This is a genomic window from Arthrobacter sp. TMN-49 (genome assembly GCF_054511095.1).
The window spans coordinates 109296-133641 of sequence record NZ_JBTNDH010000001.1; the positions used below are offsets into that span (position 1 = coordinate 109296).

22 protein-coding genes are annotated in these 24346 nt (G+C 63.5%); 13 read left to right on the plus strand and 9 right to left on the minus strand.

The features are described from left to right. Nucleotides 1–83: 83 nt before the first annotated feature. Entirely contained in the window at nt 84–650 is a 567-nt protein-coding gene (locus tag ACX80E_RS00490; protein ID WP_459299458.1) for an SRPBCC domain-containing protein, read from the minus strand. Nucleotides 651–780: 130 nt separating this feature from the next. Between ACX80E_RS00490 and ACX80E_RS00495 the strand changes: the two genes are divergently transcribed. Then, entirely contained in the window at nt 781–1584 is an 804-nt protein-coding gene (locus ACX80E_RS00495) for a DUF1684 domain-containing protein (RefSeq protein ID WP_459299460.1), read from the plus strand. 98 nt (nt 1585–1682) lie between these two features. On the opposite strand, the gene ACX80E_RS00500 is transcribed toward ACX80E_RS00495, so the two are convergent. Then, a complete protein-coding gene (locus tag ACX80E_RS00500) occupies nt 1683–2888 on the minus strand; it encodes an acyl-CoA dehydrogenase family protein (RefSeq protein WP_459299462.1) in 1206 nt (401 codons plus the stop codon). Further along, on the minus strand, nt 2885–3664 hold the full coding sequence (locus tag ACX80E_RS00505) for an SDR family NAD(P)-dependent oxidoreductase (protein WP_459299464.1): 780 nt from the start codon (nt 3662–3664) through the stop codon (nt 2885–2887). The genes ACX80E_RS00500 and ACX80E_RS00505 overlap by 4 nt, the downstream gene beginning before the upstream one ends. A 137-nt stretch (nt 3665–3801) precedes the next feature. Between ACX80E_RS00505 and ACX80E_RS00510 the strand changes: the two genes are divergently transcribed. After that, on the plus strand, nt 3802–4881 hold the full coding sequence (locus ACX80E_RS00510) for a glycoside hydrolase family 76 protein (protein ID WP_459299466.1): 1080 nt from the start codon (nt 3802–3804) through the stop codon (nt 4879–4881). On the opposite strand, the gene ACX80E_RS00515 is transcribed toward ACX80E_RS00510, so the two are convergent. Together ACX80E_RS00515 and ACX80E_RS00520 are read right to left on the minus strand one after the other, a co-directional pair. Next, complete coding sequence (locus ACX80E_RS00515; RefSeq protein ID WP_459299468.1) at nt 4775–5521, minus strand: phosphatase PAP2 family protein; 747 nt, start codon at nt 5519–5521, stop codon at nt 4775–4777. The genes ACX80E_RS00510 and ACX80E_RS00515 overlap by 107 nt on opposite strands. Before the next feature lie 51 nt (nt 5522–5572). Beyond that, entirely contained in the window at nt 5573–6811 is a 1239-nt protein-coding gene (locus ACX80E_RS00520) for a trans-sulfuration enzyme family protein (RefSeq protein ID WP_459299470.1), read from the minus strand. Nucleotides 6812–6924: 113 nt separating this feature from the next. Here ACX80E_RS00520 and ACX80E_RS00525 point away from each other — a divergent pair, with 113 nt between their 5' ends. Then, nucleotides 6925–7425: an Lrp/AsnC family transcriptional regulator gene (locus tag ACX80E_RS00525; RefSeq protein ID WP_459299472.1), complete on the plus strand. Its 501-nt coding sequence runs from the start codon at nt 6925–6927 to the stop codon at nt 7423–7425. Nucleotides 7426–7475: 50 nt separating this feature from the next. Here the strand turns inward: ACX80E_RS00525 and ACX80E_RS00530 are convergent, their stop codons facing one another. Further along, the gene (locus tag ACX80E_RS00530) at nt 7476–8075 is read right to left on the minus strand and encodes a YdeI/OmpD-associated family protein (RefSeq protein ID WP_459299474.1); all 600 of its coding nucleotides are present in this window, start codon (nt 8073–8075) and stop codon (nt 7476–7478) included. 71 nt (nt 8076–8146) lie between these two features. On the opposite strand from ACX80E_RS00530, the gene ACX80E_RS00535 reads away from it, so the two are divergent. The 4 genes from ACX80E_RS00535 to tgt all read left to right on the plus strand — a co-directional run bounded on the left by ACX80E_RS00535 (nt 8147) and on the right by tgt (nt 11649). Further along, the gene (locus tag ACX80E_RS00535; protein ID WP_459299476.1) at nt 8147–8815 is read left to right on the plus strand and encodes a VOC family protein; all 669 of its coding nucleotides are present in this window, start codon (nt 8147–8149) and stop codon (nt 8813–8815) included. A 55-nt stretch (nt 8816–8870) separates the two neighbouring features. After that, the gene (locus ACX80E_RS00540) at nt 8871–9410 is read left to right on the plus strand and encodes an NUDIX hydrolase family protein (RefSeq protein WP_459299478.1); all 540 of its coding nucleotides are present in this window, start codon (nt 8871–8873) and stop codon (nt 9408–9410) included. Nucleotides 9411–9490: 80 nt separating this feature from the next. Beyond that, the gene (locus ACX80E_RS00545; protein WP_459299480.1) at nt 9491–10207 is read left to right on the plus strand and encodes an SRPBCC family protein; all 717 of its coding nucleotides are present in this window, start codon (nt 9491–9493) and stop codon (nt 10205–10207) included. 80 nt (nt 10208–10287) lie between these two features. Further along, entirely contained in the window at nt 10288–11649 is a 1362-nt protein-coding gene (gene tgt / locus ACX80E_RS00550) for a tRNA guanosine(34) transglycosylase Tgt (RefSeq protein WP_459299482.1), read from the plus strand. Between the two features lie 110 nt (nt 11650–11759). Here the strand turns inward: tgt and ACX80E_RS00555 are convergent, their stop codons facing one another. Next, nucleotides 11760–12494, minus strand: coding sequence for a queuosine precursor transporter (locus tag ACX80E_RS00555; protein WP_459299484.1), 735 nt, complete (start codon nt 12492–12494; stop codon nt 11760–11762). Nucleotides 12495–12749: 255 nt separating this feature from the next. Between ACX80E_RS00555 and ACX80E_RS00560 the strand changes: the two genes are divergently transcribed. From ACX80E_RS00560 to ACX80E_RS00580, 5 genes are all read left to right on the plus strand, one after another. After that, a complete protein-coding gene (locus tag ACX80E_RS00560; RefSeq protein WP_459299486.1) occupies nt 12750–13895 on the plus strand; it encodes an alpha/beta hydrolase in 1146 nt (381 codons plus the stop codon). 89 nt (nt 13896–13984) lie between these two features. Continuing rightward, nucleotides 13985–15439, plus strand: a complete 1455-nt coding sequence (locus ACX80E_RS00565) for a DUF3375 domain-containing protein (RefSeq protein ID WP_459299488.1) — start codon at nt 13985–13987, stop codon at nt 15437–15439. After that, nucleotides 15436–16128, plus strand: a complete 693-nt coding sequence (locus tag ACX80E_RS00570; RefSeq protein WP_459299490.1) for a DUF4194 domain-containing protein — start codon at nt 15436–15438, stop codon at nt 16126–16128. Before ACX80E_RS00565 ends, ACX80E_RS00570 begins: the two co-directional genes overlap by 4 nt. After that, complete coding sequence (locus ACX80E_RS00575; RefSeq protein ID WP_459299492.1) at nt 16125–19553, plus strand: ATP-binding protein; 3429 nt, start codon at nt 16125–16127, stop codon at nt 19551–19553. Before ACX80E_RS00570 ends, ACX80E_RS00575 begins: the two co-directional genes overlap by 4 nt. After that, complete coding sequence (locus ACX80E_RS00580; protein WP_459299494.1) at nt 19550–20725, plus strand: DUF3322 domain-containing protein; 1176 nt, start codon at nt 19550–19552, stop codon at nt 20723–20725. The genes ACX80E_RS00575 and ACX80E_RS00580 overlap by 4 nt, the downstream gene beginning before the upstream one ends. 778 nt (nt 20726–21503) lie before the next feature. Here ACX80E_RS00580 and kynA read toward each other — a convergent pair. Then, nucleotides 21504–22352, minus strand: coding sequence for a tryptophan 2,3-dioxygenase (kynA, locus tag ACX80E_RS00585; protein WP_459299496.1), 849 nt, complete (start codon nt 22350–22352; stop codon nt 21504–21506). A gap of 36 nt (nt 22353–22388) precedes the next feature. Then, entirely contained in the window at nt 22389–23147 is a 759-nt protein-coding gene (locus ACX80E_RS00590) for an alpha/beta hydrolase (RefSeq protein ID WP_459299498.1), read from the minus strand. 224 nt (nt 23148–23371) lie between these two features. Here ACX80E_RS00590 and ACX80E_RS00595 point away from each other — a divergent pair, with 224 nt between their 5' ends. After that, nucleotides 23372–24298, plus strand: a complete 927-nt coding sequence (locus ACX80E_RS00595; protein ID WP_459299714.1) for an NADP-dependent oxidoreductase — start codon at nt 23372–23374, stop codon at nt 24296–24298. Nucleotides 24299–24346: the final 48 nt, after the last annotated feature.

Below are 24346 nucleotides of genomic sequence, written 5' to 3' on the forward strand. Positions count from 1 at the left end.
GTTGAATACGGTGAGGCCCAAGACAGGGCCGCTTGGATCCTACTGGGGGTTGGTGCGCCAGAGCCAATCCGTCTCAAATAATGTCAGTTCGACGTGGCTGCGTAGAGGGCGTGAATCTGCTCCCAGCACGGGAAGAAGTCATCCCACCAGTGCTGCCAATCAACGCTTTTGCCCTCCAGCGCTTCCTGCAAATGATCCAGATGAACATGCCACCCGGCCAACGACATCAGCACCACCTCGGCCGGGAGGGACACCACGTTGGTAAACACCAGCGCCGTTCCGGCCTCCGTCGCGGTGAGCTCCATGCGGATGGTCCCGTGCATGGCGTTGTGGAGTTCGAACAACGACGGCGCCGCCGCATCGATGACGCGCCCGTTCCACCAATCCGTCTCGATCCCGTGCCCTTCGTCCTTGACGTTGAGCCACTTCAAGTCAAAGGAGGAGCCCGTTGCAGCCTTCCCGCGCACCTTGGCCCACCACAGCTGGGTCTTGTCCGGATCGGTGAGCATGGCCCACAGCACGTCCGGGGCCACAGGATAGTGCCGCAGCAGGGTCAGCCGGGTGCGCTCGGCATCCAGCGGGACCGCCGTGCCCAGCTCAAAACGGGTCATGTCCTTGTTCAGCGCAGTGTTGGGTGAGTTCGTAACCATGGCACCATTCTTTCATCCCCGGGCGGCGCAGACCCAAGCACGCTGCGCCACTGGCGGCTGGAGGAATAGCAAAACGCCTCCCACGGTTGTGTCTAAGGAAAGAACAACAGCACCGTTCGGCAGGAGCCACATGAGCACGCAGACTAATGAACTCGACCGCCTCACCCAGCGGTGGGAGCGTTTCCGCCAGGGCCGCAATACTGCGCTGGCCGCCCCGCACGGCTGGCTAACTCTCACGTCGTTCCAATGGTTGCCGGCCGTCCCGGCACCCCTGACCGGCGTACCCGGGCTGTGGAGTTCTGATGGTACGACGGCGTTTCTGACCGCCACCGCCGACGATCACCTGACGCGGGTGGAAAGCGGGGAGGCAGTGGTGGGCACCATTTCTGCACGACTTACCGACGAAGAGTCCATCCTGTGGGTGAAAACAGGTTCCATTGTTGTTGAGCTGGGGATGCGAGCCAACCGCTTCATGATCCGCACCCGTGATTCGCAGTCAACCACGCTGACTGAATTCACGGCCGTGCCCGTCTATGGCTACGACCCCGCGCTGGTGGTGAATGGCAGCTTTGAACCCTATGCGGAGCCCCGTTCCGAGGTCATCAAGACAGCACATCCGCACGTGCCAGGGCGGGTCGCCTTGGTGGGCGACGTTGTTTTTGAGCTAGCCGGCACGAGCTACCGTTTGGCCGCTGAACAGGGCCCGCTGGGCTCGCTCATCGTCACCTTTGCCGACGGCACTGACGCCACCGGCACTCATTGGCGCAAGCTGGAACTGACCAAGCCGCGCCCCGACAATTCAGTGGTGGTGGATTTCAACCGCACCATCAACTACCCCAGCGCCTTCACCGACTTTGGCACCTGCCCGGCCCCCGCAAAGAACAACAGCGTGCCGGTTGCCATCGAGGGCGGCGAGCGCAAGCTGCGCAACTGACCCTCCCCGCATTGAACTGACCCGCAGAAAACGCCGAAAATATGCGTTTTTGACGCTTTTTTCGGCGTTTTCTGCGGGTCAGCTGTAAAAGCGGGGGGCTAGACGATGGCTGAGACGCCTGTGATGGCCCGGCCGGCAATGAGGGTGTTGATCTGGTGCGATCCCTCATAGGTGTAGATGGCTTCGGCGTCGGCAAAGATCTTTGCCATGCCAAAGTCGCTGACAATACCGTTGCCGCCGAGAATGGACCGGCCCATCGCCACGCTCTCGCGCATGGCGGCAGTGGTGTGGGCTTTCGCCAACGCCACCTGGGCCATGGTGGGCGCCGTCGCCGTTCCGGCAGCATGGTGCTCATCCTGCAGGGCTGCAATGCGCACCATCATGGCGAGTGAGGAGGTGGCGTTGCCCAGCATTTTGACCAGCTGGTCCTGGATCATTTGAAAAGCCGCCAGCGGTTTCCCGAATTGTTTGCGTTCCACGGCGTAGGCACGTGCCACGTCAAAGGCTGCCAGCTGTTGCCCCACAGCCTGCCACGCGACGGAAATGCGCGAGCTCAGCAACAACTTGTTGATGTCTTCAAAGGAATTCACTGACGCGAGCCTGTCATGTTCCGGAACGCGCACATCCACCAAGGTGATGTGCGCGTTCTGCACAGTCCGCAACGCAATCTTGTTTTCGATCTTGGTCCGCGTCACCCCGGGCAGTGTGGCGTCCAGGAAGAAGCCGCGCACCTGCCCGGAATCGGCGTCCTTGGCCCAGAGGAGCATGCGGTCACAAAACGTCCCATTGCCAATCCAGCGTTTGGCGCCGTTGACCACCCAGTGGGTTCCGGCGTCGTCCATGACCCGCCGGGCAGTGGTGACCATCCCGCCCGCCACGTCGCTGCCATGGTCGGGCTCCGTCAGGGCAAAGGCGCCGGTGCTGCGCAGGGAGATGGCGTCCGGGAGCATCCGCTCCCTCTGCTCGGGCGTACCAAAGTCGATGAGGGCCTGGACAAAGAGGTCGTGGTGGACCAGGAAGAACGTGGCCAGAGACGTGTCGGCCCGCGTCATTTCGGCCACCACCAAGCCCGTGAACAAGTGGCTGAACTGGCGCCGGTCAGGGGCGGCCAGCTCCAAGGCCGCAATCTTGGGCAGGATCTGTGCCGGGAATTCGGCGTCGTTCCACCAGCCGACGGCGTGCGGGGTCACCTCCGCGGCCAAAAATTCACGCAACTGCGCCATCTTGGCTTGCTCGTCGGCGCTCAGTGAGGCCGCAAAGTTGTAAAAGTCGGCGCCGGGCAGCTCTCCCGGAGAAAACGTCATTTTGGTGCCATCCGGATGGCGCCGTCGAGGCGGATGGTTTCGCCGTTGAGCATGGCGTTGGCGGCAATGTGCTCCACCAGTGCCGCGTACTCGGCAGGCTTGCCCAGTCGTGAGGGGTGCGGCACCTGCTCGCCCAGCGAATCCTGTGCGGCTTGGGGCAGCCCTGCCAGCATGGCGGTCTCGAAAATGCCCGGCGCAATGGTGACTACACGAATGAGCGATCGCGCCAACTCGCGGGCCAACGGCAGGGTCATGGCGGCCACCGCACCCTTGGACGCGGCATACGCGGGCTGGCCGATCTGCCCGTCGAAGGCCGCCACCGACGCCGTGTTCACAATGACACCGCGCTCGGGGCCGAACTCTCCGGCCAGCGGCTCAGCTGCAGCCATGGCCGCGGCAGCCAGCCGCACCACGTTGAAAGTGCCTATCAGGTTGATCTGGATGACCCGGCTGAACTGCTCCAGCGGCAACACGCCGTCGCGCCCCAGCACCTTGCCGGGCGTGGCAATGCCGGCGCAGTTGACAACTATGCGCAGCGTCCCGAGCCCCGCGGCAGCCTCCACCGCAGCCTGAACTTGCGCCTCGTTGGTGACGTCGGCCGGGGCAAACACGGCCCGCTCCGCCAGCTCGGCCGCCAGTTCTGCGCCTTTCGAGCTGGGCAAGTCAAGGAGTACGACGCCGGCCCCCGCCGCATGCAGGCGCCTCGCCGTCGCCTCGCCCAGGCCCGACGCACCGCCGGTGATCAGTGCAACGGTGCCGTTGTGTGAAATTTCCATGGATCCTCCTCATTGAGGGCTGCCAGCCACGAACTCGGCCAAGCAATGTTTGCGTTAATGAATACTAACTGAAATTAGTGACCAGATTGCTCCCGTGCCCCCGTTGTGTCGAACAGCAAAACAGTACGCTTAGTGCCATGACAGGCAACCACCTCGATCCCGGCGCAGCGGCAGCCACCGATTGGGCTGCGCTCGCCGAACACGCCGGCGCAGATGTCAACGCACGCTTTGGCCACCGCCTCATGGGCCTGCCCGGAACGTGGATCGGCGCCCTGACTGCCCCCGCTGGCGAGCCCCCAGCCGACCGCCAGGCAGGCGCACACACCCGTTTGTCCCCACGGTCACCTTGGCACTACTGGTGGCAGGCCCACTACCTGGACGCCATAGTTGATGCGGCACAGCGTGCCCACCGCGCGGGCAACGGAACCGGCGCGGTCAGGGACATCCGACGCGCACAAGGCCTGTTGCGCGGCATCCTGATCCGCAATTTTCTGCGCTTCCCCAACTACTTTTACGACGACATGGCGTGGCTGGCGCTGGCAGCCACACGGCTCAATGATCTCTGCATCACCGTCACGGGCCGCCGGTCTCCGCTGGCCAGGCTGGCCGTCACCTCCCTGCACAAACAGTTACACCGGGGCCATGACCTAGTCCTGGGCGGGGGCATCTACTGGTCACGCAAGCGCGATTTCAAAAACACCCCTGTCAACGGTCCGGCGGCACTGCACTTTGCCCGGACGGGCGACGTGGAGATGGCCCGGAGCATTGTTGACTGGCTGCGCAACGAACTCTTTGACCCCGTTTCGGGGCTGTATGTGGACGGCATTCATCCCACAAGCGGTGGCCGCACCATTGAAAAAACCATCTACACCTACAACCAGGGCCCCATTCTGGCCGCCCTTCTGGAACTGCAGCAGCCCGCATACCTGGGCCCGGCCGCCGAACTGATCGACGCCGTCGCCCGCCACCTCAGCACTCCCGGTGCGGGCCTTCGCTTGGAAACAGGCGGCGACGGCAACCTCTTCACGGGTATTCTGTGCCGCTACCTGGCTCTAGCCGCGTGCGACGAGAGGCTGCCGGCGTCGGCCCGGGAAACAGCGTCGGCCCTAGTCAAGGAGACGGCCGCGGGGCTAACCGGGCAGGTTCCGGAACAACTCTCCGCCGCCGTACAGCGATGGAGTATTTTTGCAGCGGCCGCCACGTGTCCACAGCCATGACGAGCCCCAGCACCACCACTGCCAGCGCCATGGAGGCCAGCACGTCGCTGAGCCAGTGATAGCCAAGGTACAGCCGGCTGCAGGCAACGACCGGGACCAGCACAGCGGCCGCGCTCACAGCAGCCATCCGGCGCACCGTGGTGCTGTGGCGCGACAACAAAAGGTAGGAGGTCACCAGGATAAAGACTGCCGTGCCCAGGGTGTGGCCCGAGGGGAAGGAAAAATCCTTGTCGGGGCCCATCATGAAATCCGCCACGGGGGGACGCGGCCTGGCCACCAGCTGCTTGATGAGCAATGAGAACACCGCCGTGAAGGCCATGGCCGCCAGCAGAAGCGCGGGCCGCCACACCTCTCGCCGCACGGCAGCCCAGAGCGCCGCGCACACAATGCCAAGAATTGTCATGTAGGTGGGCGAGGACAGCGTGGTGATGATTTCGAACAGATCCGTTGCCCCGCTACTGCGCTGAGCTGCGAACCAACTGTGGACTGACTGGTCCCAGGCGGCAAGGCCCGAGTTGGTCGCCAGAGCCAGCAGGTCCAGCGCAAAGAGCAGCCCACCGCCAAGGGCCACCAGGGCAGCGCGGACATAGCGGCGGCGTTGAGATGGCGGTGTGAGGAGGTCGTTCAGGGAAGCTTGCACCGAACCATTGTGGCGCACGTTCCCGAGGGTTTCCCGTGTGGCAGTGCCGCGTTAGTGCACAACACTGCCAACTAGGGGCTCCGTCTCGGGGTTCCCCACCATGCTGAGGGCCCTGTCCAGATCGGCGATGAGGTCCTGGACACCCTCAAGGCCTATCGAAAGGCGGACAAGATTTGCCGATGGCCTGGCCTCGGGGGCGACCGGGCGGTGAGTGAGCGCCGCAGGGTGCTGAATGAGGGAGTCGACCCCGCCCAGCGAAACCGCGTGGGTGAAGACGCGCACGGCCGAGGTGAAGCGGTTGGCCGCTTCGAAGCCGCCACGCAGGCTAACGGCCACCATGGCGCCGGGCCCGCGCATCTGGTGTTGCAGCAATGACTTGGGGTCGCCGTCGCTGCCCGGGAAATACACGTTCTCCACGGCCGGGTGGTTCGCCAACCAGCCGGCAATCGTGCGGGCACTCTCCTGCTGACTGCGGACACGAATGGGTAGCGTGGTCAGGCCGCGGTGCAACAGGTACGCCCCCAGCGGGTGCAAGATGGCCCCCGTGACGGCCCGGACGCGGCGAAGCGCTTCAGCGTTGTGCTCACTGCAGGCGATGACCCCGCCAACAGCATCACCGTGGCCGCCAAGGTACTTGGTGGCGCTGTGCAAGGACATGGCTGCCCCCAGGCTGATGGGGTTTTGCAAGATGGGCGTGGCGAAGGTGTTATCCACCAGGACGTCCACGTCTCCGGCTTGGGCCACCACGTGGCGGATGTCCACCAAGTCAAGGGTGGGGTTCCCCGGAGTCTCAAGGATCACCAGAACGGTGCTGTTGCGCATGGCGCCGGCAACCTCGTCTTCCGTGCAGAAGGTCACATCCACGCCAAGGAGGCCGGAGGCCAGGAGGTGGTCGGTTCCGCCGTACAGCGGACGGACGGCAACCACATGCGGTACCTCAGCGCTGCGGCCCGAGTCGTTGGCGGCTGACTTACTGGCCAGGATCGCGGCCGTCATGGCTGCCATTCCCGAGGCGAAGGCAACGGCCGCCTGGGCCTTCTCCAACTGGGCCAGGGCGCTCTCGAAGCGGGCAACGGTGGGGTTCCACAGGCGCGCATAGACGGAACCGCCGTCGGCCAGCGGATGACCACCGAGCGCCATCGACTCGTACGAGTCCCCGCCCCGGACAATATCGGGCAGCGGGTTGGTGGTGGACAGGTCGATGGGGAGCGCATGGACACCCAGGGACTGCAGGTCCTCACGGCCACCGTGCACCGCCACTGAGTCAAGGTTCAAGAATTCGCTGTTCATGGCTCAACAATGAACGTATGAACAACAAATATCTAGATAATTGAATGAATGAGTAATAAACTGAGCAAAATCAACCATTCCCGCTAAGGGAAGCTACCCCTACAGGAGGCACCTTGCTCAGAGCACAAGCACTCAGGGGACAAGCCGCCGGATCTGCCGGGCTGGATCATCTGGATCTGGCGATTCTGCGGGCACTTGTCGCAGACACCGATCTGACGAACAAGGCCATAGCCACACGGCTGGGTCTTGCCGAATCCACCTGCGCGTACCGGCTGCGGATGATGCGGGACGCCGGGGTCATTGAGGGAACTCGGGTCAAGCTGAGCCTGAGCGCCCTGGGATTCCCGCTTCAGGCCATCGTCAAGGTGCGGCTGGGCAGCCACAACGCCGAGCACGTGAACTCCCTGTACACGAAACTGACACAGATACCAGGGGTCATTCAGGCATTCCACGTTGCCGGCGAAGATGACTTCCACCTGCACGTGGGTGTTGAAAATCCCGAAGCCCTGCGTGACCTGGTGCTCAAACACATCACGGTCAACAAGGTGGTGCGCCAAACCGAGACACAGCTGATTTTTGAGGCGCGCGACGGCGTTGGGGTCCTCGCCGAGTAGCCGACGCCAGTCCGCCCGGCGCTGGCCGGCGCCTGGCTGCCAGCCTGGCGCTACACCGTGCCCGAGGGCCGGCGTTTTTGCGGATACGGTGCCTTGCCGTCGGCAAGCATCTGCACAAAACGATCGACGTTGGCGGCCCTGACGGCGGGCGTCTTGACGGTGGTGGTGCGGTAGATCAGGGCATACCTGTTGGTGGCCGTCAGCACCTCAAACATGGCTTGGGCCCGCGGGTTGGCGGCAATGGCAGCCGCCAAATCCGCCGGCACCTCGGCACTGGCCTGCCCCTCATAGGCAGCGTCCCAACGCACATCAGCTTTGGCCGCCTCGGCCGCGGCAAGCCCCGCCGCCGCCATCTGCCCGGCAGCAACAAGCCGGTCAACGTGGCCCGTATTGATCCTGGACCACTTGCTGGTTTTGGTGCGCGGAGTAAACCGCCGCAGGTGGCTGCCACCGTCCCTGCTACCAGCAACCCCGTCAATCCAGCCAAAACACAGCGCCTCATCGAGCGCCGCAGCGTAGCTGAGGCCCGTCACCGAGCCACCCTTTTTGTGCAGCACCAGACGGACGCCGGGACTTGAGGCATGATTCTCGCGCAGCCACGCCCGCCAGGCAGGTGCGTCAGCAAGGAGCAGCTCCGGAAGTTCAACCATTTCTCCACAATATCGCCCCGCAGGGCACGTTGGGGTTGATAATTTAAGCAAACACTTCTTCAGGAGAGACCATGCTGCGCGTCCGCCCCATCCTATTCACCTCAAGGCTCGCTGAGTACGCTCAGGTGCTCCTTGCGTTGGGCCTGCGGCACGTCCAGGATGACGGGGATTGGCAGGTGTTCGATTCCGGGCATGGCAAGGTTGGCCTGCAGGGGGTTGTTCTTGGTGAGCAGGACGGCACGGCGGCCCTGGGCTTTGAAATCCGTGACGCTGCGCTCTTCGTCCAGCGCACACTGGCTGACGGGACGCACGCCGAGCTGGTCGACTCCCGCCACGGCCCCAGCGTCCGAGTCACCGCCCCGGACGGTTTCACCTTCCTGGCGGACCCCGTGGTTGATCCTCCCGCTACCCTCCCCGCTGGCCCCCTGACGGTGGTGCAGCTGTGGAGCACCCCTGACGTGGAGGCCGCCCGGAAAGTTCTGGCGGACATAGGAGCCAAGCCTATCGCCGGGCGCCCGGACGCCCCACAGCCCTTTCAGGCCAAGAACGGTGGTCTCACCGCCACCCTCCCGGGCGAGTCCTCCGGCGTCGAACTTGGATTTAAGTACGACGGCGACCTCACCGCCTTGGCCGCGCACCTCACCGCAGCGGGGGTGCCGGCATCCCTCGATGGTGATGTTGTGGAGGCCCAAAACCCGCATGGTGGTGCCCTGCGGATTGTGGATGCGCAGGAATTTTGAGGTGGTTCGCGGCACGGAATCGGCGAGCGGGGCGCGGATGGGGTAGAACTTAGGTATGAGCGTCCGTACTCCTGATCCCTATCCCGGCTGGCTGTCCCCCGAAGACCTATACGAGGCCCGCAACCGGCTTCCCATGGTCTATGTGGAGGTGGTGCCCGTGCGCGTAGACCCCCTCGGCTACGTCAATGAGATTGGCTTGCTGCTCCAAGCCGACGAGGAAGGGGCCATGGTGCGCACCCTAGTGTCGGGGCGCGTGCTGTACCGCGAGACCATCCGTGCGGCCCTGATCCGCCACATCGAAAAGGACCTGGGCCCGCTGGCGTTTCCGCAACTGCCTGTCAGTCCGCTGCCGTTCACCGTGGCCGAGTACCTGCCCTCGCCCTCGCAAACAGGATTCACCGACGAACGCCAGCATGCTGTGGCTATGGTGTACGTCATTCCCGTGACGGGCGAATGCGAACCACGCCAGGACGCCCTGGAGCTGACCTGGATGACGCCCGAAGACGTACTCAGCGACGGTGTGCAAGCGGAGTTTGTTGGCGGGCGCGGGGCACTGGTGCGTCAGGCGATCTCTTACGCCGGCTTGGGCCGCTAGCTTTCCGCCCGCCGGAGCAAAGGACACGATTCGAGACTGCACACTAGCCGGTTTCACGTATCCGGCGTAGATTACGTTCCATGGCGACCACCCAGATTTCTCTGCTCATCAATGCCGACGCCGAACAGCTGTGGCTCATGCTCCGAGAACCGGCACGGATTGCGCAGTGGCATGGCTGGGACATGGACGGGCTGGGCGATGAAATCACGCAGATTTACCTTTCCGGTGTCAAGGAAAGCGCCGACCATTTGCGGTTGGACCTGGAAATGGGCGACGTCGTCGTCCTTGAACCCCGCCACGATGGCACCTTGCTGACCCTGACCCGCGGGGTCAGCACCGGCGAGTGGGCCAAATACGATGCGGACATGACGCAGGGCTGGACCATGTTCTTGCACCAGCTCAAGTTCGCCGTGGAACGCCACCCCAAAACTCCCCGGCGCACCATCTATGTTGACGGCACCAGCGCCGCCCACACCAACCTTTGGGACTCCTTGGGCATTGACACCGGCTGGCTGCCCGAGGCCGGCGAACCCTATGAGATCACGCTCAATACTGGCGCCACCCTGGCCGGGAAGGTCTGGTACCGCACAGATACTCAGGTGGGGTTGACTGTGGCGGATTACGCCGAGCACGGCGATGGCCTGCTGATCATGGCCCAACAGGCACCCCTGCCCGGTTTGCGAGAGCATCCGGGCGCCCAAATCTGCGCCTCCACCTACGGTTTGGGGGCTCACGCGTTTGACGCCATTGCCTCGACGTGGGACTCGTTCATGGAAATCCACTACGCGGACGACTAAACGTCCCATCGGCTGTTGACGGCGCGTTGCGTTGGACACCTTCGGAACGGGCCGCCGGCAAAGACTGGCAAAATGGAACCATGCCCTCCCCAGAAACAGTCACAGCCCTCATAGCGACCGAGCCTGCCACAACGCCACGCCAAGCGCCGTTCACCGCTCCCGGCGAGCCGGCCTCGCAAAGCGAGTTCGGTTTCCAGGTCATCACCCGGCTGAACGAGACGTGCTCGCCCAGCGATGACCAGGTTGCCCGCAACGGCGGGACGTTTCAGGGGCGCACGGGCGTCATCACCACCCCACACGGGACCATCAAAACGCCCGCTTTCATTGCCGTGGGCACCAAGGCGACGGTCAAGGCCGTGCTGCCCGAGTCCATGGCCGAACTGGGTGCGCAGGCGCTACTGGCCAACGCCTACCACCTGTACCTGCAGCCGGGTGCCGACATTTTGGATGCCGCCGGCGGGCTGGGCAGGTTCATGAACTGGCAGGGCCCCACCTTCACCGACAGCGGCGGATTCCAGGTCATGAGCCTGGGCTCGGGCTTCAAGAAGGTCATCAACATGGACGCCGTGGCGTCGTCTCCGCATGCCGGGGCGGATGATTCGGTGGCCGTGGGCAAGGAACGCCTGGCGCACATTGACGACGACGGTGTCTGGTTCAAGTCCCACCTAAACGGGGACATGCACCGTTTCACCCCCGAAGTGTCAATGCAGGTCCAGCACCAGATCGGGGCCGACATCATGTTCGCCTTCGATGAGCTGACCACACTGCTGAACTCGCGCAGCTACCAGGAGATGTCCCTGGAAAGGACCCGCCTGTGGGCCCTGCGCTGCATCGCCGAACACTTTGCGCTGACCGGGGAGCGCGTCGGCAAGCCGTACCAGGCGTTGTTTGGCGTGATTCAGGGCGCCCAGTATGAGGATCTGCGCCGCAAGGCCTCCCACGATCTGGGCGAGATGAATTTTGACGGGTACGGCATTGGTGGCGCGCTGGAGAAGGAAAACCTGGGCACCATTGTGCGCTGGTGTTCGGAGGAACTGCCGGAGAACAAACCGCGCCACCTGCTGGGCATCTCCGAGCCCGATGACATCTTCACAGCCATCGAAAACGGTGCCGACACCTTCGACTGTGTCTCCCCCACCCGGGTGGCCCGCACCTCGGCGTTCTACACGCCCGACGGCCGCTTCAACCTGTCCGGGGCCAAGTACAAACGCGACTTCACGCCGTTGTCGCCCGAGTGCGACTGCTACACCTGCGAGAACTACACGCGCGCCTACATCCACCACCTGTACAAGGCCAAGGAGATGGTGTCGGCGACGCTGATTTCCATCCACAACGAACGCTTTGTGGTGAAAATGGTCGACGACGCCCGCCTGGCCATCGAGGCCGGCACGTTCTTCGAGTTCAAGGCCGAAACTTTGCGCCGGTACTACCCGAAAAAGTAAGCCCGCGCCGAATCAGACGGGTTCCCGCATGCCCTGCGGTGCGGGGATGTCGTTGTGGACATTCGATGGTGGTAGACCATGGGCGAATGTCCACAACGGCCCCCGGAGCGTTACAGACCCGCTAAAGCCGCCGCGTATGAGGGTTCGTTGCGCTTAAACCACCTGATCACCCAGGTGGTCAGCGGGATGAACAGAAACTCCACGGCGGTTTTGTAGACAAAGCCCACCAGCACATAGTTGGCGAACATGGCGAAGCCCACAATGCCAATAACCGGCGCGGCGATGGCACAGAAAATCAACGTGTCAACAAATTCCCCCACACCGCTGGACCCCATCAGACGGGCCCACAGCTTGCGCTCACCTTGGCGGGCTTTGAGCCTGACCATGATCCACGAGTTGATGGTCTGCCCGGCCAAGAACGCCAACAAGCTGGCCAACACAATTTGCGGCACAGGCCCCAACGCGTCTTCCAAGGCCTGCTGCTTGGTGACACCGTAGTCGTCGGTGAAACCAGGCAGCGCAATGATCACCCAGTACGTCAGGGACGCAAAAATGGACAGCGCAAAGGTGGTCAAGATGGCTTTGCGGGCCACCTTGAAGCCGTAAATCTCGCTGATGACATCACCCAGAATGTAGGCGAAGGGGAAAAGGAAGAACCCTCCGTCGGTCACGACGGGCCCAATCAGCACTCCCTTGGAGGCACCAATATTGGAGAGAATAACAATCACCGCCATGCACGCCAGCAGGATCCCAAAGTAGGGGCTTCCGACGGCGGCGAAGGAGGGGGTGGCGCGGGCGCCTGGTGAAAGCGGGGTTGCCGAAGCATTGCCTTGCAGCGAGGACATGATGGAGTCTCAATTTTCTCTAGCTAAGTGGTTCGCTCATACCGGCATCTCCCGGGGGAGGTGGCGCCCGTCGGCTGTATTATCACTGGACCCGTCTACACCCAGGTCATCCCCAATTCTGCCATGAGCTGCCCCTTCTGCCCACCCGGGCACCCTATGGCATGGGCCGCAACGAAACGCCGGGCTGACATTTCAGCGGACGGCGGCCACCTGGGTCAGCTGCAACCCGCTGGCCCCAGCCGCTAGCATCGAGCTATGACTTCCTGGCAGAAAGATGTCCTCGGCCCGAACTTTGAACAGCTCACCCTTGATTTGCCCACCGGTTCGCTGGCCACCCTGGTCCGCTACACCGGTGATGGCGCGGAGTGGAACCCCTCGCCCCTGACGGGCGCCGATGTCCTGTATGTCCATGGCTGGTCGGACTATTTCTTTCAGCGCGAGCTTGCCGAATTCTGGCACCACGCGGGCGCAAACTTTTATGCACTGGATCTGCACAACTATGGCCGCAGCCTGCGTCCGGGTCTTGTTCCGGGCCAGGTTGCCTCCCTCACCGAGTACGACGACGACATTGCCGCCGCGCTGGAGGCCATGGGCCGGCGCGTGGGACGTGAGGAAGTATTGGCCATGCCGGCAGTCGATGAGGAAGCCGATCAACAGTTCTTTGAACTGGCGTTCCTGGATCAGGCCCGGCAGCGCCTCGGCGCCGCCCTTGATGCCCTGACAGGCCGCGAACGCGCCGCGGTCCACCAGGTCCCGCACGAACGACCCTTGGTGCTGCTGGGGCACTCCACCGGCGGACTGACCCTGAGCTTGTGGGCGGCGCGGCACCCTGATGCGGCGGCCGCCGTGGTCCTTAACAGTCCCTGGCTGGAGTTCCAGGCGACCGAAATGGGGCGGGCCATGGTGGCGCCCCTCATTTCCGCGCGCAGCCGGTTCAAACCCCTGACACCCCTGCCGCCGATCGATCCGGGCTTCTACACCCGGGCCGTGTCAAAACGCTACGACGGGGAATGGGACTACGAATCCCGGTGGCGCCCGGACCGTGGCTTCCCCGTCACCCCCGCATTCATAAACGCCGTGTTTCAGGGTCAGGCGCAACTGGCCCGCGGTTTGGGGATCAAGGCCCCCGTGTTGGTCATGCTGTCGGACAAGAGTTATCTGCAACCCAAATGGTCCACCAACGTGCTGGCCGCCGATGTGGTGCTGAACGTGGACTCAGTGGCCAAAAGGTCCCTCGACTTGGGCCTTGATGTGACGCTGCACAGAATTCCCGGCGCCTTCCACGACGTCTTCCTTTCCCCGGCCGAGATCAGGGCTCAGGCGTACGCCGGCATGGGCCGGTGGGTGGAGGCTGCCCTCGACGCGGCTGCGCAGCGGCGCTGGCAGGAACGAACAAGTTAGTTCGGGGCACCTGCTTACGCAACTGTGAAAGTGCTGCCACCAGTATTCGAGGTGAGAAACTTCCCCCATGTTCTGGCTAGGCTGGGGGCGTGACTATTTTGCGCCCTGTCTTGGCGGCCCAACGACTCCTAGCCGACGAACCGGCTTGGAAAATGCTCCGCGGTGGCAACGCCGCCATTGCGGTGGCCCTGCTGGGTATTCACTTGGGCGGGGAGGACCGCCGCCTGCTAGCTCCAGTCTTGTTCGAGCGCCTCGAAGAAGACTTGGAAGAGTTGCGTGGACAAGGCCTGGACCTACCGCAGACGGCTCAGGCCTACTGCACCAGTTGGCGCAATGACGGTATTTTGATCCGCCGTACGGCCGAAGACGCCAGGGAGGAAACCTTCGAACTCTCCCAGGGCGCCCTGACGGCCATCCGCTTCGTCGGGCAGCTGGCAGAACCCTCCGCGTCAGTCACCGAATCGCGGCTGGCCACAATCTTGGACCGGCTCCGGGTACTGGCCAGGGACACTGACCCAGACACCGCAACCCGCCTGGCTGCCCTGAATGACGAGCGGGCGCGGCTGGACGCGCACATTGAGCGGGTCGCCGCGGGCGAGGCGGAGGTGCTGCCCGCCGACCAGGCTGTGGAGCGTATCCGGGACATCCTGGCGTTGATCGAGGAAGTGCCCGCTGACTTTGCCCGCGTCAGGGCGGAGCTGGAGAAATTGAATAGGGGCCTGCGTGAGCAGCTCATTGAGCAGGAAGGCCCCCGCGGCACCGTCCTGGAGGACATTTTTCGCGGCGTCGATCTGCTCCAACAATCCGAGGCGGGCCGCAGCTTCACAGCATTCTATGCACTGCTGCTGGACCCGGAACGGGGCCTGGAATTTGAGGACAGCGTCAACGGCATCATGGACCGGCCGTTCGTGAAGGAACTCAGCCCGTCCCAGGCACGCACCCTGCGCCGCATCCTGCCCACGTTGCAGGACCGCAGCTCGGAAATTCACGGTGTCATGACAGCGTTCAGCCGCAGTTTGCGCCGCTTTGTCCAAAGCCAGGAATTTGTTCAGGACCGGCTCATCAATAAGAACTTGCGGGCAGCCTTGCGCCACGCCATGGAAACGTCCCAAACCGTGAAACCGTACGCGAAAACAGGACTCGCCCTGGATCTGACAAGTGTTCCACTGAATTCAGTCTCGGCCCTGAAACCGCACAACCCGGCAGATTTTGAGTCAGCCCAGGACATTGTGCACCACGAAAGCGAACCGGTAAACATCGAGGAGCTGCGGGCGCTGGCCCGCGCCTCCGAGATCGACATGGCCGAGCTGACGGGCAACGTCAATGCCACCCTTGAACGGCTCCAGGCGGCCACCATCGCTGATGTTTTGCGTTTGTTCGAGGCAAGCCAAGGTGTGGCCAGCGTGGTTGGCCTGCTGGTACTGGCCGAGGAACACGGCGCACGGCTCGAGGGCCGTGAGGATCTGCGTTGGACTTCCACCCAAGGCTCTCCCATGCACGGAACCGTAAACCGCTATCTCTTCACCGACAGGATCGCACCATGAGCCCCACCTTCGACAATCAGGCCGGGCCCTCTCCCCACGAGGGTCAGGACGTGGGTGCCGCCGTACTCTGGGACGGTGATTCCGGCACACTGCGCGAGTCCTCCAGACGCGCCCTGGTCCAGCTCCTCCGCGGCCCGTACCTATCCGCCGCCAATCATGGGCGGCTGTGGACGGCGCTGCTGGCGGATGAGGACGCCATCCGTTCCAGCCTGTCCGATCTATTCTTGGAACTTGTCACCGACGACGCCGCACAGGTGGCGTTTGTGCGCAATGCCGGTGCCGATATTGACGCCCCCAAGGTCATGCGGACGGCGACACTGACGTTCCTTGACACGGCCCTGCTGCTGCACCTGCGCCAGCAACTGCTCCATGAATCCACCGGCAACAAGGCCATTGTGGGTGCCGATGAAGTTGCCGACCAGCTCCAGGTGTATCGGGGCAAGGACGGGGCCGATCCCGCCGGATTCGCCAAGCGCATCAGCACCTCGTGGCAGAAGATGGTCAAGTATGGGCTGCTGTCGACGACGTCCACGGATGGCCGCTTTGTCATTTCACCTGTCCTCCGGCTGGTGTTTGGACCCGAGGAGATTGCTGCCGTGCGTCAGGAGTACCGCCGCCTGGCGCAGGGTTCGCGCACGGAGAACATGCTCGACGCCGAAAGTGCCGCGGTTGTGGAGGAGAGCGAATGAGTGCCTTGGAATCAGGCTTGAAGCGCGGAAAGCAGCGTCCGGGACAGTGGCGACTTGACCGTGTGGAGGTGCTCAACTGGGGCACGTTTCAGGGCCACCACGGCGTGGATATTGCCCGCAAAGGGTTCCTGCTGACGGGGCATTCAGGTTCCGGAAAGTCGTCGCTCGTGGATGCCATCGCGGCCGTGCTCACCCCACGCGGGAAGCTGCACTTCAACGCGGCAGCCCAGGACACCTCAACCCGTGGGGATGACAGGAGCCTTGTCAGCTATGTCCGCGGCGCGTGGCGGCGCAGTGCCGATGAGGAAACCGGTGAGGTTTCCAGCGACTACCTCCGTCCCGGGGCGACCTTTAGCGGGGTCCTGCTGCGGTATTCCAATGGCCTGTCCGGGGCTGAGGCGAAGCCCCTACTCCTGATCAAGCTGTACCATCTGCGCCGTGGCTCCAACGCGAGCGCGGATGTCAGCGAGTTGAGCCTGCTTCTCAATGAGGACGCCTCGCTGCCTGAGTTTGTGGAACATCTGCGCAGCGGTATTGAAACCCGGCGCATCAAAAACGCCTGGCCGCAGGCACTGACCATCACCGACAAGCATTCAGCGTTTGCCAGCAAGTTTTGCCGGGTTTTGGGTATCTCCGGGGACAACGGGGTGCTGTTGCTGCACAAGACGCAATCGGCCAAGTCGTTGGGAAGTCTGGATGACTTGTTCCGTTCGTTCATGCTGGACAAACCGAAAACGTTTGAGCTGGCCGAAAACGCCGTCTCGCAATTTGCTGAGCTTTCGGAGGCGCACCGCCTGGTGGTGGAGGCCCGCAACCAGGTGACACAACTGGGCATGCTCGAGGATCCCATAGCAGTGTTTGAGGAAAACAGTGCCCTGGCGGCCGCGGCGGAAATCCATGGCGCCGCCCTGCCAACTTTCAAGGATGCCTGGCGGCTGGGACTGGCGCAGGAGGCACGCAAGGGCGCCGACGCCGTCGTGCGCTCAACCCGACACAGGGCGCAGACGGCCGCGACACAGGTGGCCGAGCTGGCTGACGCCCACTCGCTGGCTCAACGCCAGGTTGACCAGCAGGGCGGGGATGCGCTCAAGACGCAACGGGAGTGGATCTCCCTTGCGCAAAAAAACGAGCGTGACATCCGGTCCCGACGGGCGGAGCTTGAGGCTCGTCTTGCGGCCGTGAAGATCGAGTTTCCGGCCACCTTCGAGCAGTTCCAGGAGCTGCGCGCCACACTAGGCCACGAGCGTGCCAGCTTTGACGCGGCTAAGACGGCCAGTGACGGCACCGTTTTGGCCATCCACGAGAGATTGGCCGCAGCCAAGGCGCGGGTGCGCTCACTGGAAACGGAACTGCGGTCGCTGCACCTGCGCCGTTCCAATCTGGACGACAGGCTGATCCAGGCCCGTGCCCGGGTGGCGGACACTGCCGGGTTGCCTGTTTCGGCGTTCCCCTTTGCCGGTGAGTTGTTGGAAGTACGGAAGGAGTTCGGCGCCTGGTCCGGGGCCATTGAGCGGGTCCTGCGCCCCCTGGCGACAGTCATGCTGGTACCTGCCACCCACCTGACACGTGTGCGCGACGCGGTCGACGAACTGTTTTTAGGCACCCGGCTGGTGTTTGAAGCGATTCCTGTGCGTTCGGCGGCTCCCCTGCCAGCAAGCTCCGAGCGCTCCCTCATTCACCGGGTAGAGGTGGCCCCGGGCCCCATGGCCGGCTGGCTCAACTCGGTGCTGTCGCGCAATTACGACTACGAATGCGTTGATTCCCCCGCCGAGTTGGCCACCACCACACAGGCGGTGACCCAGGCCGGGCAGGTCAAACGCTCCGCCACCCGGCATGAAAAAGATGACCGCCACCGTGTTGATGATCGCAGTCACTGGGTGTTGGGCTTTGACAACCAGGAGAAGATCGAGCACCTGACGGCTCTGGCCCAGACTGCCAGGGCCGAGGAAATCACCTACCGCCGCGAACTTGATGCCTGCCAGGGCGAGATGGATGCCGCCAGAAGCAGGATTGAGGCCATGGCTGCCCTGCACGATTCGGACTGGCAGGACCTTGACGCGACGGCTGCCGCCGAGTTGCGCCGGTCCCGCGAGGAACGATTGGCCCAGATGCTGGCCGCCAGTGGCGATCTCCGCGCTGCCGAGGCCGCCGCGCTCGAGGCACACCGACGCGTGGTTGCGGCGAAGGATGCCGAGACGGCTTGCCTCAACGAAGCCGCCGCGGCCACCGCCGTGCTGTCCGGCATCAGCGTCGTCATAGCGGAACTCAGTGCCAGCGTGGACCTCGCCCACCCGACCCCCACCCACATTGCGAAGGCGCTTGAACAGCGCTTTTATGCCATCCGCAGGAACATCACCCACGAGCGGATTGACAGCGACGCCATGAAAGTGGCCGGCCAATTGGCGGGGGAGGAAAAGCGGGCCACAGCATTGGCTGACAAGGCCCGAACAACGTTTGCAACCCTCGCAGGTGACTTCTCCCGCCGCTGGCCCTCAAAAGCGGCAGATCTCACGGCCGCTATTGAGGACAGGGCGGGCTATCTTGCTGTCCTGGAACAACTGCGCACGGACAGGCTGCCTGACTTTGAGGCACGCTTCTTTGAATTGCTCGAACGCCAGTCGCAACAAAACGTGGCCCAACTGGCCAATGAGATCCGTCGCGCCCCGGCCGAAGTCCGTGAACGGATTGCCCCCGTCAACTCCTCCCTGGGACGATCAGTTTTCGATGAAGGCCGTTTCCTAAAAATCACTGTCAAGGAAAACCGCACCGAGGCTGGCCGAGCATTTCTTGCGGATCTGCAGACCATCAGCGCCGGTTCGTGGGTGGAGCAGGAGCATGGCGCCGCGGAGGCGAAATTTGAGGTCATGCGCCGCATGATGGAACGCCTGGCATCCAGCGAGGTGGCTGACGCGTCTTGGCGCAACCAGTGCCTGGACACCCGTTTGCACGTGCGTTTCACGGCCGCCGAGGTCGATCCGGACGGCCATGTTGTCAATGTCCATGACTCCAGCGCGGGCCTCTCCGGCGGTCAGCGGCAAAAGCTGGTCACCTTCTGTCTGGCTGCCGCGCTGCGCTACCAGCTGGCCGCTGACGATGCGGACATCCCGGCGTATGGCACAGTCATCATGGACGAGGCCTTCGATAAGGCGGACAGCAAGTTCACCCGCATGGCCATGGACATCTTCACCGAGTTCGGCTTCCACATGGTACTGGCCACTCCCCTGAAACTGCTCCAAACATTGGAGGATTACATTGGCGGCATGGCAGTGGTGACTTGCAAGGACTTCCACGACTCCCGTGTTGGTTCGGTCTCCATTGACGGTACGACGCCGGCTCCCGGGTCTAGTCCTGCGCTTGCCGAGGCTGTGGTTGCCGAAGAGGTGGCCGAGGCTGCCGTTGCCACCAATGACGGGCACTTGTTTTGAGCCCCGCCCCCGTCACGCAGGAGGCTGCCCGTGCGCAGGCGCTCAAGAAGTATCAACGCCACTGCGGTCAGTGGGCCGCCGCGACGCCCACGCCAGCCCCTGCCCTGGCACTGCCGCTGCACCCGCCCACGGAGGCGCAAGCCCTGAAACAAGGTCGGGCGGCCATCGACTGGGTCGGTTCGTGGAACGGCATCGCCGGAGTTATTTGGAGCGAACGGCAGTGGGCCAGCCTAGGCCGCCAACGCGTACCGGGACGGCTCGTGCTCGAGGGCCCGATCGACGTCGCCCGCTTCTGCGGGACGCTTTCGCATTGGCGCAGAATCAGCGAGCGGGCCGCGCGGCTCATGGAGTGGGCGGCTGCCACGCCCCGGCCCGCTCCGCCAGGCACGGACTTTCCGGCGGCCGTTGCCCGTTCAATTGTTGCCGTCGAGGCGCTCGACGACGCCGATTTTGCCCGGTTGGCGGGTGTGCTCGACTGGCTGCGGGATCATCCCGAGTCCGGCTTGTACGTTCGCCAGCTGCCCATTCGCGGGGTGGATTCAAAATGGGTTGGCGCCCATCGCGGACTGGTGGAGCGCCTCCACTCAGCCGCCACCGGTGCCGAGGGGCTGGGCCTGGCCAAGGCGCCCGGCACCATTCGGGTCCGCTTCCTTGATCCAACCTTGGCACCGGGCGGTCTGGTTGATGTGGGTGCGCCCGCGGCGTCGTTGGCCGCTCTGGAGCTGGCACCCAGCACCGTGTTTGTGTTTGAAAACCTGGAATCCGTGCTGGCCATGCCGCCCATGACCGGCGCCGTGGTGGTGCACGGTTCCGGTTACGCGGTGGACAGGCTCGCCGCCATTCCGTGGATCCGCGCGGGGCGCATCCTCTACTGGGGCGACCTGGACAGCCACGGATTTGCCATCCTGAACCGTTTCCGTTCCTACGGCCTGGCCGTCACCACTGTCCTGATGGACGTGCCCACCCTCGACGAGTACATGGACTTGTGTGTGCCCGAGCCAAAGCCCGCGACGGGCACGTTCGCCCACCTATTGCCGGAAGAACGGCACGTCATGGCCGAGCTGGCGGCCCGCGGCAATGTCAGGCTGGAGCAGGAACGTTTGGAGTGGGCATACGCCCTCGCCGTGCTGGAAGCCGCCAGAACCCGTCAGGGAGGACCTGCCCAAAGCTGAGGTGTCCACGCCAGGCTGAACGGGGAGCCGGCCTGGGACCCTCCCATCAGCGTTGTCCGACGCGTGGAGAGACATCCTGTATCAGTAGCGTCGTGTCCTTCGAAAGGGCGTCAGAGACTAGTCTTAGGTGCTTGGCAACAGTCTGGTCGATCGGAATATCGTCCAGGCTGCATCCTGCGGAAGCAAGCAATAGTAGGGCGCTGAGCGCAAGTGCTCGCCCGGCGCTTAAAGGCCGCAAGAAATGTCCTGAGTTGACGGATCGTGCGCCGCTGGGGACCGGCTGGTTGCAACGTTGGCGCGCCTTGTTCCGCCGCTAGGAGGCTTGGCCCTTTGTTGCTGAACTTTGTACGTACATTGAGTACCCACCGCGCACCCTTTCCCGACTTGACCGACTTTCAGCCTGGGAGAACTGCAGCTAACTGTCGCGGTCACTGTGACTGCTTGGCTAATGCTGAGTCCGGTAACGGCACTCGCGAACGTTTCTAGTCGGCGAGAAATCCACAGTTTCATAATTCCCTAATAAATTGCATATTCAAATGGAATTACCTAAGGGTAAACATAGATAGCGAAATTTATGCCGCGCCGCCGTTACAGGCTATCAATTTGTTACGCAATTTTCCTTGGGGCAGGCATGTACGGCAAATGACTTGTCCAATTGGATAACTATTACGGCAATACTCCTGTTCAATTGGACATTATTTCGGCTTCTGGACTCGCCGTGATTGTGCATCTTCGTTCAGGCCCACGCCAATATCTGAGCCGTGCCGGCTGGCGCGCCCTACTGCCCGATTTCGGTGCGCACGGCAAACAGTTCCGGGAAGAATGTCAGCTCCAGGGCCCGTTGCAGGAAGCCCACGCCGGAGGAGCCGCCTGTTCCGTGCTTCATGCCGATGGTGCGCATCACGGTTTTCATGTGCCTGAATCGCCACAGCTGGAAGTTGTCCTCCAGGTCAACGAGCTCCTCGCACGCCTCGTACAAGTCCCAGTGCGCATCCGGCGCTTCATAGACAATCTTGAACAGCTGCACCAGATCGGCGTTGAACACATGGGCGCGGGTGACGTCGCGGTCCAGGATTTCGGCCGGGACGGCAAAGCCTCGCCGTGCCAGCAGGCGCAAAAATTCGTCGTACACGCTGGAGCTCTCCAGCAGCTCCGCGAGCAGCTCGTGGGCGGCCGGGTCACCGGCGAATACCTTCAGCATGCCGGCGTTCTTGTTGCCCAGCAGGAATTCCACGGCCCTGTACTGGTACGACTGGAAGCCCGAGGACGAGCCCAGATCGCCGCGGAACTGTGCGTATTCGCTCGGGGTCAACGTGGCCAGCACGCTCCACTGCTCCGTCAGCGAGCGCTGAATGTGTTTGATCCGGGCCACGCCCTTCATGGCCGCCCGCAAATTGTCCTCGGAGAGGTACACCCGCACGGCGCGCAGCTCGTGGAGCACCAACTTCAGCCACAGTTCCGAGGTCTGATGCTGAATGATGAACAGCATCTCGTCGTGGTGTTCGGGCTTGCTGACGGGCTGTTGGGCGCTCAGCAGCGTATCCAAGGCCAGGTAGCCGCCGTAACTCATTTTGTCGCTGAAGTCCGTCTCAATACCGGATTCGATCTTGCGGGTGTTCTTGGGCATACCTTTTCCTTTTCCCGATGCGCTCACCCACCAACCCTACGCCCGGCCCAGCAATTCCAGCACAAGATCCCGGCAAATGGCGTACGACTCCGAGCCGACGTCGATCAGCTCAAAGTGATCCCCCGGCACCCTGATCAGCTGCGCGTTGCCGCCGGCCGCGACCGCCGCGGAAACGTAACTTTCACTCTGGGAGGCGGGCACGTCGGCGTCGTCCATGGCCTGGACGGCAAGAATCGGCACCGGCAGGGGCACCGCGGCGAGCGGGTCTGCCAGCGCCACGTTCGAGCCAAGGAGCGCCGTCACGGCGTTGTTGCTCAACCCGAGCTGCTGCGCCTGTCCAAGGTTCAGCAGCCCTGACTGACTCACGACGCCGGTCACCGCCACTGCCGGCTGCCCACCGACCGCTCCGGGCGGGAAAGCTGACCGGCCCGCCGCCCAGACACCCAGCTGTCCGCCGGCCGAATGGCCTAGAACCGCCACACCGCCAAGATCCAGGCCGTGTTCGGCGGCAGCAACAGTCAGGGCGTCAATGCCCGCGGAAATGTCCAAAAACGTGGTGGGCCAGCCGCCGCCATTGCCCATGCGGCGGTATTCCAGGTTCCAGGCAGCCACCCCGTGCCGTGCCAGATCGGCGGCCAAGGGCGCACCCAGATCGGCCGAATAGGCGCTGCGCCAGTACCCGCCGTGAATCACCACCACAACACCTGCCACGCTCCTGCGCACCGGCAGGTACAGCTCCGCCCACTGTGCAGGATCTGTGCCGTAGACGTAGCGCTGGGCGGTGATATGACTCATAGCAGTAGCGTACCGAAAGGGGCCCTTTTGTTTGTGCGCACCGTTCATAGCGGGTGTTGCGCCAGTGACAGAGCTGCGCGTCATCGGCCGCCAATGAAGCGCTCAGGCAGCCTGACGCAGAGGACGTGCCGGCCCACAGCCTGACAGCCTGCGGGAATCTTCTGCGCGGCCTGCCGGTTGCCGCAAGTACACACACGAAAGGCACCACCACCATGAGTTCAACAATGAAGGCCATGACCTACGCACAATACGGCGGCACAGAGGTCTTGGCAGAAACCCAGCGCCCCATCCCCAAGGTCTCCCCCGGCGCCGTCCTGATCCGGGTCAAGGCCGCAGGCGTCAACCCCGTTGACTGGAAGGTCATGTCCGGCGGTCTGGATCCCTTCATGGACATCAATTTCCCCGCGACACCGGGCTGGGATGTTGCCGGCGTGGTGGAGGCAGTTGGCTTTGACACCCCCGAGTTCGCTGTGGGCGATGAGGTCTACTCCTACGGACGCCGCGACACCGTCCAGGGCGGCAGCTTTGCCGAGCTCATTGCCCTGCCCGCAGCCATTGTTGCCCGCAAGCCCCCATCCCTGTCATGGGAGCAGGCCGCGGCACTTCCGCTGACGGGCATGACGGCCCAGCGCACACTCGATGCCTTGGGCCTGACAGCTGGCCAAACCTTGCTGATCCACAACGGATCCGGCAGTGTGGGGCGCACAGCCATCCAGCTGGCCGCGCTGGCCGGCGCGCGCGTCATCGCCACGGGATCGGCCAGAAACCACGAACGGCTCAGCGAACTGGGCGCCGAACCGGTGGAATACGGTGCCGGCCTGGTGGAGCGTGTGCGCGCCCTGGCCCCCGACGGCGTGGATGCTGTGGCTGACTTTGCCGGCGACGTCCTGGCCGACACACTCGCCCTGCTCAACGACGGCGGCCGGCACGCATCCATCGCCGACTGGACGGTTCCTAGCCACGGCGGGGCGTACATTTGGGTTCGCCCCGACGCTGCGGAACTGGAGCGCCTAAGCGTCCTGGTTGACGACGGCACGCTCAGCGTGGATGTGGCACAAACTTTCCCCATGCAAGGGGCCGCCCTCGCCTTTGCCGCCAGCATGTCCGGCCACGGCACCGGCAAGATTGTGCTCACCGAGTTCAGCAACTAGGGACAAAAGTTCGTCAGGTGGCAGCAGGTTACTTCCCTGACGGATTCG

Excerpts from the sequence above, each read along its gene's own strand:
- ACX80E_RS00490 (WP_459299458.1), bottom strand. The coding sequence starts at position 650 with ATGGTTACGAACTCACCCAACACTGCGCTGAACAAGGACATGACCCGT.
- ACX80E_RS00495 (WP_459299460.1), top strand. The coding sequence starts at position 781 with ATGAGCACGCAGACTAATGAACTCGACCGCCTCACCCAGCGGTGGGAG.
- ACX80E_RS00500 (WP_459299462.1), bottom strand. The coding sequence starts at position 2,888 with ATGACGTTTTCTCCGGGAGAGCTGCCCGGCGCCGACTTTTACAACTTT.
- ACX80E_RS00505 (WP_459299464.1), bottom strand. The coding sequence starts at position 3,664 with ATGGAAATTTCACACAACGGCACCGTTGCACTGATCACCGGCGGTGCG.
- ACX80E_RS00510 (WP_459299466.1), top strand. The coding sequence starts at position 3,802 with ATGACAGGCAACCACCTCGATCCCGGCGCAGCGGCAGCCACCGATTGG.
- ACX80E_RS00520 (WP_459299470.1), bottom strand. The coding sequence starts at position 6,811 with ATGAACAGCGAATTCTTGAACCTTGACTCAGTGGCGGTGCACGGTGGC.
- ACX80E_RS00530 (WP_459299474.1), bottom strand. The coding sequence starts at position 8,075 with ATGGTTGAACTTCCGGAGCTGCTCCTTGCTGACGCACCTGCCTGGCGG.
- ACX80E_RS00535 (WP_459299476.1), top strand. The coding sequence starts at position 8,147 with ATGCTGCGCGTCCGCCCCATCCTATTCACCTCAAGGCTCGCTGAGTAC.
- ACX80E_RS00540 (WP_459299478.1), top strand. The coding sequence starts at position 8,871 with ATGAGCGTCCGTACTCCTGATCCCTATCCCGGCTGGCTGTCCCCCGAA.
- ACX80E_RS00545 (WP_459299480.1), top strand. The coding sequence starts at position 9,491 with ATGGCGACCACCCAGATTTCTCTGCTCATCAATGCCGACGCCGAACAG.
- tgt (WP_459299482.1), top strand. The coding sequence starts at position 10,288 with ATGCCCTCCCCAGAAACAGTCACAGCCCTCATAGCGACCGAGCCTGCC.
- ACX80E_RS00555 (WP_459299484.1), bottom strand. The coding sequence starts at position 12,494 with ATGTCCTCGCTGCAAGGCAATGCTTCGGCAACCCCGCTTTCACCAGGC.
- ACX80E_RS00560 (WP_459299486.1), top strand. The coding sequence starts at position 12,750 with ATGACTTCCTGGCAGAAAGATGTCCTCGGCCCGAACTTTGAACAGCTC.
- ACX80E_RS00570 (WP_459299490.1), top strand. The coding sequence starts at position 15,436 with ATGAGCCCCACCTTCGACAATCAGGCCGGGCCCTCTCCCCACGAGGGT.
- ACX80E_RS00575 (WP_459299492.1), top strand. The coding sequence starts at position 16,125 with ATGAGTGCCTTGGAATCAGGCTTGAAGCGCGGAAAGCAGCGTCCGGGA.
- kynA (WP_459299496.1), bottom strand. The coding sequence starts at position 22,352 with ATGCCCAAGAACACCCGCAAGATCGAATCCGGTATTGAGACGGACTTC.
- ACX80E_RS00590 (WP_459299498.1), bottom strand. The coding sequence starts at position 23,147 with ATGAGTCATATCACCGCCCAGCGCTACGTCTACGGCACAGATCCTGCA.
- ACX80E_RS00595 (WP_459299714.1), top strand. The coding sequence starts at position 23,372 with ATGAAGGCCATGACCTACGCACAATACGGCGGCACAGAGGTCTTGGCA.